Raw genomic sequence first — 11,851 nt, 5'->3', positions numbered from 1 at the left:
CTCGACGCACACTCTCTGGTATAAAGGTGCCTCTTTTTTGACAAATGCCGATTTTTTCAACAAAGGTACTCACCTACTTGCGCTGCATTTTTCGACTGTTTATCGGGTTGATGTTGACGCTGGCCCTGGGTGGCTGTGACTTCTATACCCCCTCCAGCCAGCTGGAGCAGATCCGCCAACGGGGCGAGATCCGGGTTGGCACCCTCTACGGCCCCACCTCCTATTACCAGCGGGACGATATCGCCCAGGGCTTCGATTACGAACTGGCCAAAAACTATGCCGACTGGCTGGGGGTCAAGCTCACCATAGTGCCGGTCAACACCGCCGACGAGCTGGTAGCCCTGCTGCAAAAAGACAAGCTGGATCTCGCCGCTGCCGCCATCATGGTCACGCCGGAGCGGCGCGCACTGCTGCGCTTTGGTCCCGGCTTTTATCAGGTCTCCCCCAAGCTGGTCTATCGCAACGGCAAACCCAAGCCTGCTTCCCTGAACGACATCAAGGGCAAGCTGGTGGTGGCCGCAGGATCCAGCGGCGAAGATCTGCTCAAAGAGCTCAGCAAGGACTATCCAAGCCTCAACTGGAGCACCCGCACCGATGCCGACGTGGAAGATCTGCTCAAGCAGGTCGTAAAAGAAGAGATCGACTACACGATAGTGCAGGATACCGTGCTGGCTCGCACCCAGCGCTACTACCCCGAACTCACCGATGGCCTGACCCTGGCCCAGCAGCAAACCGTGGCCTGGGCCATGACCAAGCTGCCGGATGACAGCCTCTATGCCAGCGTCATCGACTTCTTCGGCCAGCGCTTCATGGATGGCGCCATCGCCAAGCTGGACGAGAAGTACTTCGGCCACGTGCAGAACTTCGACTTCGTCGATACCCGCACCTTCCTGAAGCGCGCCAAGAGCCTGCTGCCGAAATACCAGCCTCTGTTCCAGGCCTATGCCAAGAACATCGACTGGCGTCTGCTGGCTGCCATCAGCTACCAGGAGTCCCACTGGGATCCCCAGGCCCGTTCCTATACTGGGGTGCGCGGCATGATGATGCTGACCGAACCCACCGCCAAGGCGATGGGGGTCAACGACCGGACCCATCCGGAGGAGAGCATCAAGGGGGGCGCCCTCTATCTGCAGCACATGATGGAGAAGGTGCCCGACTCTGTGCCCGAGGATGAGAAGGTGTGGTTTGCCCTCACTGCCTACAACATCGGCTACGGCCACATGATGGATGCCCGTCGCCTGACCAAGGAACTCGGCAAGAACCCGGATGCCTGGGGCGACGTGAAAGAGGTGCTGCCGCTGCTGCAGCAGGCGCGCTGGCATCGCAAGGTGCGCTATGGCTATGCCCGTGGCGGCGAGGCGCGTAACTACGTCAACAACGTGCGCCAGTATTACCAGAGCCTGCTGTGGCTCGACAACGAACAGCAGAAGGATCAGCAGCGGGAAAGTCTCGATCGGGATGACGACAGCCCGTCAGAGCCGGTAGAGCGGCCGACCATTATCGCCGAGGTAGTGAGCCGGATCACCCAGAGTTAACCTGCTGATCCCGCTGTTTTCGGCCAAATTTCTCTGCTACCATCTGATCACATCGGAGCCTATCTGAAATCGCATTGTTTTTCATAGCGTTGAGATATGCACTAACAGCAATTTCCGATGGGCTCCGCCAATGACCCAAGGCCGGGATGGCCACCCAATTGGGAGGAGACCAAGATGCAAAAACGTAGAAAAATCAGTCTGGTCAGAAAAGCAAAGAGCAGCTGGAGCCCCAGACGCAAACTCAAGCTTAATGACATGAAGCGCAAGATATGGCGCAGAAACCGCTCATTTACCCTGCTCATCGCTGAGCACACAGCATAAACCCGGCATTTGCCGGGTTTTTTTATCGCTTCTTTTACTGACCAACCATCATGGCAACAGGGTCGCCTGGAACTGCACCGAGCGTTTTGAGACCAGATTGTTGCAGTGGTTACAGAAGTAATCCACCGCGCCGCACGCCTTCAGCCGCTCCAGCTCCTGCTGGCAGGTGGGGCATAGCGCCGTGATGCGCACGTTGGCCTGACACTGGCCGCAGATCTGCTCCTTGCTGCGGGTATCCAGTTCGGCCTGGCAGGATGGACAAAGCGGGGCTTCCATTTTCGACTCCTCGTAAAGTGAACCAGCCATGGGGTGGCCCATGGCTGGTTCCCCTTCCCTTGCGGATCCGGGAGAGCATAACAAAGCGGCTGCCGGTGAGGGCAGCCGCCAGGGCTTATTTCTTCTTCATCTTCAACAGGCGTTTGCGCTGACGCTCCTGACTCAGGGTCAGGGTGTTCTTCTTGCCCTCAAACGGGTTGACCGATTCCTGGAACTCGACCCGGATCGGGGTGCCCATGATCTTGAGGGACTTGCGGAAGTAGTTGATGAGGTAGCGCTTGTACGAATCCGGCAAGTCGTTGAGCTGGTTGCCGTGGATCACGATGCGCGGCGGGTTGTAACCACCGGCGTGGGCGTACTTCAGCTTGACCCGGCGACCGTTCACCATGGGCGGCTGGTGATCTTCCTGGGCCATCTGCATGATGCGGGTCAGCATGGCGGTGCTGGTACGGCGGGTCGCCGACTGGTACGCCTCCTGAATGGATTCGAACAGGTGGCCGACACCGCTGCCGTGCAGGGCTGAGATGAAGTGAACGCGGGCGAAGTCGATGAATCCCAGACGACGGTCGAGCTCATTCTTGACGTCCTCTTTCACCTTCTGATCCAGACCGTCCCACTTGTTCACCACCAGTACCACGGAGCGGCCGGTGTTGAGCACGAAGCCGAGGATGCTCAAGTCCTGATCGGTGATGGTCTCCTGGGCGTCGATCACCAGCAGGCAGACGTTGGCATCTTCAATGGCCTTGAGGGTCTTGATGACGGAGAACTTCTCCACCGTCTCGTGCACCTTGCCACGACGACGCACACCGGCGGTGTCGATGATGACGTACTTCTGATCGTCGCGCTCCATCGGGATGTAGACGGAGTCACGGGTGGTGCCCGGCATGTCATAGACGATGACGCGGTCTTCACCCAGCATGCGGTTGGTCAGGGTGGATTTGCCGACGTTGGGGCGACCGACGATGGCAAACTTGATGGGCAAGTCGGCAAACGGGGTCTCCTTGGTGTCTTCCTTGGTATCCAGATCACCGGCAGCCACCATGCGCAGCAGGGCTTCTTCGTCGAAGTCCTCCTCCTCTTCATCCTGCGCCTCTTCCCCGGTTACCGCACCGACCAGCTCCTCCAGGTGAGGCGCCAGGGCCAGCTCCAGCAGGCTCAATACACCACGGCCGTGGGCCGCCGCCATCTGGTACACCTCGCCCAGGGCCAGACCGTAGAACTCGGACACCGCGGAATCACCGTCGATGCCGTCGGTCTTGTTGGCCACCAGGAACACTTTCTTATGGGACTTGCGCAGGTGCTCGGCGATGGCCTGATCCGCGGCGGTCAGACCGGCGCGGGCATCCACCATGAACAGCACCACGTCCGCTTCATCGATAGCCAGCAGGGACTGCTCGGCCATCTTCAGCTCGATGCCCTCTTCGGTGCCATCGATACCGCCGGTATCGACCACGATAAATTCCAGCTCGCCCAACTTCGCCTGACCGTATTTGCGGTCCCGGGTCAGACCGGGGAAGTCGGCAACCAGGGCATCCCGAGTACGGGTCAAGCGGTTAAACAGGGTGGATTTCCCCACGTTGGGGCGGCCCACCAGGGCTACTACAGGAGTCATAAAAGCCTCATTCTCAAGACGACAAAGGCTCCGGGTCCGAAGACCAGGAGCCGGATATTCACATTTTCGGACGATCAGGGACGCTTGATGGCGTACAACTTGCCGTCACGGCTCTGTACATACAGGGTGTCACTATCCACCAGGGGGGCGGAGTAGAGACCACTGCTGTCGAGCTGCTGCATCGCCTGGATGGTACCGTCGGTACGATCCAGCCAGTACAGGTATCCTTCCACATCACCCACCACCACATAGTCACCCAGGATGACAGGTGCGGTAACGGTACGATTCTCCAGCTGGGTATTGGACCACAGCTCCAGACCATTGCGACGGTCGATGGCAAACAGATGGCTGCGGCTGTCGGTCAGCACGATGGCATTGCCGGTCAGCGCCAGATCGCGGTAGCCGGAATACTTGCGCTTCCACACTTCGTCGCCGCTCATCAGCTTGCGGGCCATCAGCTGGCCGTTGTAGGCGATGGCATAAAGCTCGTCACCGGCGATGAGCGGGCTGGCATCCACGTCCACCATGCGATCCAGCTCGGTGGCGCCGCGCGGGTCGGCCACCTTGGACTGGCGCACCGGCTGGCCGTTGCTCAGCAGCGCAATACCCACCTTGCCATCGGCACGGCCGTAAATGACGGCGCCGTTGGTGATGATGGGGGCGCCGGTGCTGCGCAAGGTCAGCGGCGGCTGCTCTTCGGAGAGCGACCACTGCAGCTTGCCTTCATCGGTATCCAGCGCCACCAGGCGACCGGAGGTGGTCAGCACCACCACACGGCCATCTTCCACCGCCGGGCTTGCCACCACTTCACCGGGCACCGAGGTCTGCCACAGCACCTCGCCGTTCTCCTCGTTCAGGGCGTAGACCACCCCGTTTTCGGAGCCGAGGAACAGTTTGCCGTAACGGGCAACCAGACCGCCGGAGAGACGGGCGCTGCGCTTGTCGGCATTGATCGGCAGATCCGCCAGATCGACGCTCCACAGCTCCTTGCCGCTGGCGCGATCGAAGGCAGTGACGTCGCCGTCACGGGCGGCGGCATAGATACGGTCCTCTTCCACCACCGGCTTGAGCTGGGAGTAGAAGTTGCCGATCCCGTCACCCACGGTGGAGGACCAGACGGTATCCGCCGTGAAGGAAGAGGTCACCTGCGGCAGGGGCGCCATCGGGGTGAGATCCTCTTCCGAACTGAACAGGGAACACCCCTGCAGAGCGAAGGAGACTGCCGCCCCCAACGCCATCATCTTGAATAGATTACGCATCCGCTGCCTCACCTGTGGTCGTGGCCGGCAAGGCCAGATCGTCCATCTTCAATTTGAGTTCCTGGCTGCCCTGCAGGCCGCCGGCATCCGCCGCCGCCTGATAGGCATCCCGCGCCTCTTCCAGCTTGCCCTGCCCCAGCAGGATATCGCCGCGCACTTCCGCCACCTGGGCCTTGAAGGCGTCGTTGTTGATCTTGCCAAGCTGGGCCAGCGCCTCGTCGGCCTTGCCCTGACCGTTCAGCACCCGGGCCAGACGCAGGGAAGCAAACGGACGAATGCTCTCGTCACCGGAGGAGGCCACCAGCGCAAGCTGCTCGGCAGCCAGGTCCAGCTTGCCCGCCTTGACGGCGGCTGAGGCCAGTTGCAGTGCAGCCATATCGCCATAGGCATCGCCCTTGTTGGCGGTGACAAACTGCTGCGCCTGCTCAAGACCGGCAGCTTCGCCCTTTGCCAGCTGCTCCAGCACCTGGTTGTAAGAGCTGGAAGCAGCCTCCATGGTCTCCTGCTGATGCTGGTTGTAATAGCGCCAGCCGAACAGACCAACCAGACCGATCACGGTCCCGGCGATCACCGAGGTTCCGTTCTCTTTCCACCACTCCTTGATAACCTCAACCTGTTGTTCTTCGGTGGTATAGACTTCCACAGCTTACTCTCCTTTGGCTGCCAGCAGGGCAATGGCGGCATCGACCGTGACGGTCTGTTGCTCGGCCTGACCACGCAGATATTTGATGGTGATCTCCCCGTTTTGCACCTCGGTCTCACCGAGGATCAGGGCGATCGCCGCGCCGCTCTTGTCGGCACGCTTGAGTTGTTTCTTGAAGTTGCCACCACCGCAGTGGCTCATCAGGCGAAGATCCGGCAGCGCATCGCGCAGACGCTCGGCCAGCTGGAAGCCAGCCTGCTCGGTCCCCTCGCCCACCATGCAGAGGTAGACATCCACCGCCGGGCGGATATCGGCGTTGAGCTCGAGCGTTTCCAGCATCAGCACCAGACGCTCCATGCCCATGGCGAAACCCACGGCCGGGGTCGGCTGGCCGCCCAGCTGCTCTACCAGACCGTCGTAACGGCCACCGGCACAGACGGTGCCCTGGGCACCCAGACTGTTGGTCACCCACTCGAATACGGTGAGGTTGTAGTAATCGAGACCACGCACCAGGCGCTCGTTCACTTCATATTGGATACCGGCAGACTCGAGCAGGCGCTTGAGCCCCTCGAAGTGAGCCAGGCTCTCTTCGCCCAGGTGATCGAACAGACGCGGGGCATTGACCAGGATGGCCTGGACTTTTTCGTCCTTGGAGTCGAGCACCCGCAGCGGGTTGCTGTACATGCGACGCTGGCTCTCTTCGTCCAGCTGATCCTTGTACTGCTCCAGGTAGGCCACCAGGGCATCACGGTAAGCCGCACGCTCACTGCTTTGGCCCAGAGTATTGAGCTGCAGAGTGACGTGATCCTGGATGCCGAACAGACGCCACAGGCGGTGAGTCAGCATGATAAGCTCGGCATCGATGTCCGGCCCGTTGATGCCAAACAGCTCGACCCCGAACTGGTGGAACTGGCGGTAACGGCCCTTCTGGGGACGCTCGTGGCGGAACATGGGGCCCATGTACCACATGCGGCGTTCCTGGTTGTAAAGCAGACCGTGTTCGATACCGGCTCGCACACAGCTGGCGGTCCCTTCCGGACGCAGGCTCAGGCTGTCGCCGTTGCGATCTTCAAAGGTGTACATCTCTTTTTCGACCACGTCGGTCACTTCACCGATGGCGCGCTTGAACAAATGCGTCTGCTCGACGATGGGCATGCGCACTTCGCTGTAACCATAACTGGCAACGACCTGGCGCAGGATCTGTTCAACTTTCTGCCATACCGGGCTCTGCTCCGGCAGGCAATCATTCATACCGCGAATAGCTTGGATCTGTTTTGCCACGTTGATACTCGAGAAAAAGAGGTAAAATTTGGCCGCATTATAGGGATTTTCACCCCCGAGGTAAAATCAGGGAATCCGGATGCGGGATGTAAAATCAGTCACCTGGACACGGGGCCACCGAATGTGGCCCCGTTTCGCTCAATCCTTGTCCAGCAGGATCTGGTTGGCGGGATCCAGCATGGCCGCCCGGGCGCGAATGCGACGCTCCAGGGTCGGGATCAGATCCTTGTTGTCGAGCCGATCGACCCGTTGGCCCCCCTCGTAGAAGGCGCTCTTGTTGGCCGCCCCAGCTAGCCCCAGATCGGAGACCAGCGCCTCCCCCGGACCATTCACCACGCAGCCGATGATGGAGACATCCATCGGAGTGATGATGTCCTCGAGACGCTGCTCGAGTTCGTTGACCGTGCCGATGACGTCGAACTCCTGACGGGAGCAGGAGGGACAGGCGATAAAGTTGATGCCACGGGAGCGGATGCGCAGGGATTTCAGGATATCGAAGCCCACCTTGATCTCTTCCACCGGATCGGCGGCCAAGGAGATGCGCAGGGTATCGCCAATGCCCTCGCTCAGCAGCATGCCAAGGCCGATGGCGGATTTGACCGCACCGGCACGGAAACCGCCCGCCTCAGTGATGCCAAGGTGCAGCGGCTGCTCGATCTGCTTGGCCAGCAGACGATAGGCGCCGACCGCGAGGAACACATCGGAGGCCTTGACGCTCACCTTGAAATTCTGGAAGTCGAGACGGGTCAGATAATCCACGTGACGCATGGCGGACTCCACCAGCGCCTCCGGGGTCGGTTCGCCGTACTTCTCCTGGATATCCTTCTCCAGCGACCCGCCATTGACCCCGATGCGGATCGGGATGTTGAGGTCACGGGCGCAGTCGACCACGGCACGCACCCGCTGCTCATTGCCGATGTTGCCCGGGTTGATGCGCAGGCAGTCGGCCCCGTACTCGGCCACTTTCAGGGCGATGCGGTAGTCGAAGTGGATATCGGCGACGATGGGAATGCGGGTCTGCTGCTTGATGAGTTTGAAGGCTTCCGCCGCCTCCATGGTGGGCACGGAGACCCGGACGATATCGGCACCGACCCGTTCGATCCGCTGGATCTGCTCGACGGTGGCGGCCACGTCCGTGGTTTTGGTGTTGGTCATGGTCTGCACCGTGATGGGGGCATCGCCCCCAACCGGTACATTGCCAACCATGATCTGCCGGGATTGACGACGAATAATGGGAGATTCGTGAGCGGACATGACTGAGAGATTACTCCTGCGGCAGTGAGAAGCGGGCAGTACGGCCGTTGTTGTAACGACTCATATCAAACGACTGGCCCTTGTATTCGAGCTTGACGGCCATGGGCGCGCCAACGATCAATTTCAGCGGCTCGGCGCCTTCCAGCACCAGTTCGTCGTTTGCCTTCTTCAGACCGCTATACAGGGTCTTGCCATTGGCATCCTTGACATCCAGCCAGCAATCGGCGGTAAAACTCATCTTGAGCTGGGGCGCGCTGACCGGTTCGCTCGCAGCGCTCTCGTCGGTCGCTGCCACATCTGATGCGCTGCTCTCAGCCTGGGTGCTGACGGCGGCGCTGGGATTTTCCTCAGGCAGGACCGCCGCCTCCGGCGCCAGGGTGCCAGTCGCATCGGAGACGGCAGCGGGCGCTGCAGCGTCGATGGCAGGCTCAGTTGCATCGGTCACCGGCGCCAGACTCTCGGTTCCCGGCACAGAGTCTGTGGCTGCGACGGAGGTTGAGGCGCTCATCTCGGTGGCAGCGAGGGCTTCGTCACCTGCGGAGCGACGGGCCGTGCTCTGCCACCACCAGGCAACGGAGAGGCCGATCAGCACCAGGATCACCAGCCAGGTCACCACCTTGAGCCGACTGTCGTTGGCTTGCTGGCGGGAACGGCGGGAGAAGCTCTGCATGTCGATGTTGTCGGGGGGCGTCAGACCCAGCTTGTCGTAAGCCGCCAGTATGGTCTCTTCGGGGATCCCGACAAGCTTGGCATAGGTACGCAGATAGCCACGGATAAAGGTATGGGACGTGTGCTTGTCGTAAGTATCCGATTCAATGGCGGCAATCAGGGTCAGACGAAGATGAATGCGAGACGCAACCTGCTCTCGTGTCCATCCGAGCTGTTCACGGGCGTTGCGCAGCAGCTGGCCTGGGCCCACTGCCTGGGAATCGTCTTGGAAATCGTGTTGCTGTTCAGTAGTCATTGGCTAAGTAACGCTTGGCTTGTTGCGAAGTGGGATATTGCCTTACCAGCTCAGTCCCGAATTGGTGAAGTAATGCCGGTTTGTCCATGGCCTGCGCCAGCCGCAATCTCAACCAGAGACTCGCTTCGTTTTCGTCCGATACATCGGCAAAACGGGCGAGGTAGGACTGCACGTCAGGTAGCTTGCCATCTTTCATGGAAAGTTCGGCCAAGTCCAGCAATAACCTTGGATCGCGGGGATTATACCCCAAGGCCAGACGATAGTACTCGCCGGCTTTATCATTTCTGCGATTTTGCAGGGCACAAAGCGCCGCATTCTCGTACGTATCGGCTATTTTCACGTACCCGGGCTGGGTGACCGCCTGGTTGAACGCCATGTCCGCCTCATCATAGCGACCCCGGTTGCACAGGAAGGCGCCATAGTTGTTCATTGCGTCAGCATTGGACGGATCCATGGCCAGGGCATTCTTGTAACTGGCTTCGGCCGCCTTGAAATCCCCTACCTTCTGGTAGAAGTAGGCAAAGCCGATCTGAACCTGGGGATTGGAGGGGTCGTACTGGAGGGCGCGGTCAAGGTTGAACTTGGCCTGTTCGGCATTGCCTTGCCGCAGATATTGAATACCCAAATCCAGGCGAGTCTGGGCTGCCGCCTTGAGGTCGGGGCCCACTTCACGCTGGGTCGAATTCTGGCCAGCGTAAGTGGTCTCGGTCACACAGCCTGGCAGCGCGCAGAGCGCTGCCACTACGATCAATGTACGTGTATCCATTCCCTGTCTATACAATGGCTTAGCAATTAAACCATTTTGACGGAAATCCCATCCTGTTGCATCCGATTTTTGATGGTGCGCTTGGTGCGGTCGATCACATCCCCCACCAGCTGGCCACAGGCGGCATCGATGTCATCACCACGGGTCTTGCGGACGATCACGGTGAAACCGTACTCCATCAGCACCTTGGAGAAGCGATCGATACGGCTGTTGCTCGGCTTGCCATAAGGGTTGCCCGGGAAGGGGTTGAACGGGATCAGGTTGATCTTGCTCGGGGTGTCTTTCAGCACCTTGGCCAGCTCGTGGGCATGCTGCATGTCATCATTGATATGATCGAGCAGCACATATTCCACGGTCACCCGACCGCCGTTGGCGTTGGATTTGGCCAGATAACGGCGCACCCCGGCGAGGAAGTCCTCGATGTTGTACTTGTCGTTGATCGGCATGATCTCGGAGCGCAGCTTGTCATTGGGCGCATGCAGGGAGATGGCCAGGGCCACGTCGATCTGATCCCCCAGCATGTCCAGCGCCGGCACCACCCCGGAAGTGGAGATGGTCACCCGGCGCTTGGAGATGCCAAAGCCGTAGTCGTCCATCATCAGACGCATGGCGGGCACTACGTTGGCCAGGTTCAGCAGCGGCTCGCCCATCCCCATCATTACCACATTGGTGATGGGACGTTTGCCACCGACAACCCGGGCGGCACGCCACACCTGGCCGATGATCTCGGAGACTTTCAGGTTGCGGTTGAAGCCTTGCTGGGCGGTGGAGCAGAACTTGCATTCCAGCGCACAACCGACCTGGGAGGAGACGCACAGGGTGGCGCGATCATCTTCGGGAATATAGACGGTCTCCACTTCCTGATCCCCTACCTGCAGCGCCCACTTGATGGTGCCGTCAGAGGAGCGTTGCTCACGGCTGATCTCGGGGGCTTTGATCTCGGCGATGGCTTTGAGGCGCTCCTTGAGCACCTTGTTGACGTTGGTCATCTGATCGAAATCATCACAACCAAAGTGATAGATCCACTTCATGACCTGATCTGCCCGGAATGGCTTCTCGCCCAGTTCGACGAAAAAAGCGCGCATGGCATCCCGATCAAGATCCAGCAGGTTGATTTTTGTTTCGCTCATCAATGGCCTCGGTTCAAACACTTCATCAATTATTGGCTGACGATGTCAGGGGGCGGCATTGTACAAATTATGGGTCTGGCTTTCTACCTGGAGAATAGAGGGATATTGCACCGGAGGCGAAAACAACAAAGGGAGCCGAAGCTCCCTTTGTCACATCACCCGGACCTTATCAGCCGCGCGGGCAGATCTCGTCATCGGAGAAGAAGTAGGCAATTTCACGGGCGGCAGAGGCCGGGGCATCAGAGCCGTGAACGGCGTTGCGATCGATGCTTTCGGCATAGCAGGCACGCAGGGTACCGGCCAGGGCCTCTTTCGGGTTGGTCGCGCCCATGATTTCACGGTGACGGCGAATGGCGTCTTCGCCTTCCAGCACCTGCACCATGACAGGACCCGAGGTCATGAAGCTGACCAGGCCGTCATAGAAGGGCTTGCCCTGGTGCTCGGCATAAAAACCGGCGGCCTGTTCGCTGCTCATGTGCAGCATCTTGGCGGCAACTACTTTCAGGCCTGCGCTCTCGAAGCGGTTGTAGATGGCACCGATCAAGTTCTTGCTGACAGCATCCGGCTTGACGATAGAGAAAGTACGTTCGATGGCCATTGAGATCTTTCCTTAACTACAGAGGTTTATTGTTAGAATCCATGTTCGCTGGCGATTATACGTAAACAAAAACCCAAAAAACACACAGTCTGGCAACTTTTTATTAAAAATACCGTTCTTGCAGTCAACATCAGGGCCATATTGGCCGAGCCAGGCCAGAAAATATGTGCGCTTGTGCACGATAATCCTATGAAGCGCTTAAAAAGCCATCT

The 11,851-nt window shown here is 59.4% G+C and carries 12 protein-coding genes; 2 read left to right on the top strand and 10 right to left on the bottom strand.

The window, feature by feature from the left end; translation table 11 throughout:
- Positions 1-44: 44 nt before the first annotated feature.
- Together mltF and I6L37_RS13600 are read left to right on the top strand one after the other, a co-directional pair.
- Positions 45-1,535: a membrane-bound lytic murein transglycosylase MltF gene (gene mltF, locus I6L37_RS13605; protein WP_216992124.1), complete on the top strand. Its 1,491-nt coding sequence runs from the start codon at positions 45-47 to the stop codon at positions 1,533-1,535.
- Positions 1,536-1,709: 174 nt separating this feature from the next.
- A complete protein-coding gene (locus tag I6L37_RS13600; protein WP_167335329.1) occupies positions 1,710-1,856 on the top strand; it encodes a hypothetical protein in 147 nt (48 codons plus the stop codon).
- A 48-nt stretch (positions 1,857-1,904) separates the two neighbouring features.
- Here I6L37_RS13600 and I6L37_RS13595 read toward each other — a convergent pair whose 3' ends face one another.
- From I6L37_RS13595 to ndk, 10 genes are all read right to left on the bottom strand, one after another.
- Positions 1,905-2,132 carry a zinc ribbon domain-containing protein gene (locus tag I6L37_RS13595; RefSeq protein ID WP_216992123.1) on the bottom strand — a complete coding sequence of 76 codons (228 nt, stop codon included), beginning with the start codon at positions 2,130-2,132 and terminating at the stop codon, positions 1,905-1,907.
- Between the two features lie 115 nt (positions 2,133-2,247).
- Positions 2,248-3,744: a ribosome biogenesis GTPase Der gene (gene der / locus I6L37_RS13590; RefSeq protein ID WP_061475428.1), complete on the bottom strand. Its 1,497-nt coding sequence runs from the start codon at positions 3,742-3,744 to the stop codon at positions 2,248-2,250.
- 74 nt (positions 3,745-3,818) lie between these two features.
- Positions 3,819-5,003: an outer membrane protein assembly factor BamB gene (gene bamB, locus I6L37_RS13585; protein WP_216992122.1), complete on the bottom strand. Its 1,185-nt coding sequence runs from the start codon at positions 5,001-5,003 to the stop codon at positions 3,819-3,821.
- Positions 4,996-5,646, bottom strand: coding sequence for a tetratricopeptide repeat protein (locus I6L37_RS13580; RefSeq protein ID WP_216992121.1), 651 nt, complete (start codon positions 5,644-5,646; stop codon positions 4,996-4,998). The genes bamB and I6L37_RS13580 overlap by 8 nt, the downstream gene beginning before the upstream one ends.
- A 3-nt stretch (positions 5,647-5,649) precedes the next feature.
- The gene (gene hisS, locus I6L37_RS13575; RefSeq protein ID WP_216992120.1) at positions 5,650-6,927 is read right to left on the bottom strand and encodes a histidine--tRNA ligase; all 1,278 of its coding nucleotides are present in this window, start codon (positions 6,925-6,927) and stop codon (positions 5,650-5,652) included.
- 138 nt (positions 6,928-7,065) lie between these two features.
- Complete coding sequence (gene ispG / locus I6L37_RS13570; protein WP_042025965.1) at positions 7,066-8,181, bottom strand: flavodoxin-dependent (E)-4-hydroxy-3-methylbut-2-enyl-diphosphate synthase; 1,116 nt, start codon at positions 8,179-8,181, stop codon at positions 7,066-7,068.
- A gap of 10 nt (positions 8,182-8,191) precedes the next feature.
- Positions 8,192-9,145 carry a cytoskeleton protein RodZ gene (gene rodZ / locus I6L37_RS13565; RefSeq protein ID WP_216992119.1) on the bottom strand — a complete coding sequence of 318 codons (954 nt, stop codon included), beginning with the start codon at positions 9,143-9,145 and terminating at the stop codon, positions 8,192-8,194.
- Positions 9,135-9,926 (bottom strand): PilW family type IVa pilus biogenesis/stability lipoprotein TapF, encoded by a 792-nt coding sequence (tapF, locus tag I6L37_RS13560; RefSeq protein ID WP_216992118.1) that lies wholly within the window; start codon positions 9,924-9,926, stop codon positions 9,135-9,137. Before tapF ends, rodZ begins: the two co-directional genes overlap by 11 nt.
- An 11-nt stretch (positions 9,927-9,937) precedes the next feature.
- Positions 9,938-11,041: a bifunctional tRNA (adenosine(37)-C2)-methyltransferase TrmG/ribosomal RNA large subunit methyltransferase RlmN gene (locus I6L37_RS13555; RefSeq protein ID WP_042025961.1), complete on the bottom strand. Its 1,104-nt coding sequence runs from the start codon at positions 11,039-11,041 to the stop codon at positions 9,938-9,940.
- A 169-nt stretch (positions 11,042-11,210) separates the two neighbouring features.
- Positions 11,211-11,639, bottom strand: a complete 429-nt coding sequence (gene ndk / locus I6L37_RS13550; RefSeq protein WP_026457648.1) for a nucleoside-diphosphate kinase — start codon at positions 11,637-11,639, stop codon at positions 11,211-11,213.
- Positions 11,640-11,851: the final 212 nt, after the last annotated feature.

Source organism: Aeromonas sp. FDAARGOS 1407, from assembly GCF_019048725.1.
In the GTDB taxonomy this organism is placed as follows: domain Bacteria; phylum Pseudomonadota; class Gammaproteobacteria; order Enterobacterales; family Aeromonadaceae; genus Aeromonas; species Aeromonas enteropelogenes.
The sequence above is the reverse complement of the archived record's forward strand: the minus strand, read 5'-3'. Positions and strand labels throughout refer to the sequence as shown.

Excerpts from the sequence above, each read along its gene's own strand:
- mltF (WP_216992124.1), top strand. The coding sequence starts at position 45 with ATGCCGATTTTTTCAACAAAGGTACTCACCTACTTGCGCTGCATTTTT.
- I6L37_RS13600 (WP_167335329.1), top strand. The coding sequence starts at position 1,710 with ATGCAAAAACGTAGAAAAATCAGTCTGGTCAGAAAAGCAAAGAGCAGC.
- I6L37_RS13595 (WP_216992123.1), bottom strand. The coding sequence starts at position 2,132 with ATGGAAGCCCCGCTTTGTCCATCCTGCCAGGCCGAACTGGATACCCGC.
- der (WP_061475428.1), bottom strand. The coding sequence starts at position 3,744 with ATGACTCCTGTAGTAGCCCTGGTGGGCCGCCCCAACGTGGGGAAATCC.
- bamB (WP_216992122.1), bottom strand. The coding sequence starts at position 5,003 with ATGCGTAATCTATTCAAGATGATGGCGTTGGGGGCGGCAGTCTCCTTC.
- ispG (WP_042025965.1), bottom strand. The coding sequence starts at position 8,181 with ATGTCCGCTCACGAATCTCCCATTATTCGTCGTCAATCCCGGCAGATC.
- rodZ (WP_216992119.1), bottom strand. The coding sequence starts at position 9,145 with ATGACTACTGAACAGCAACACGATTTCCAAGACGATTCCCAGGCAGTG.
- I6L37_RS13555 (WP_042025961.1), bottom strand. The coding sequence starts at position 11,041 with ATGAGCGAAACAAAAATCAACCTGCTGGATCTTGATCGGGATGCCATG.
- ndk (WP_026457648.1), bottom strand. The coding sequence starts at position 11,639 with ATGGCCATCGAACGTACTTTCTCTATCGTCAAGCCGGATGCTGTCAGC.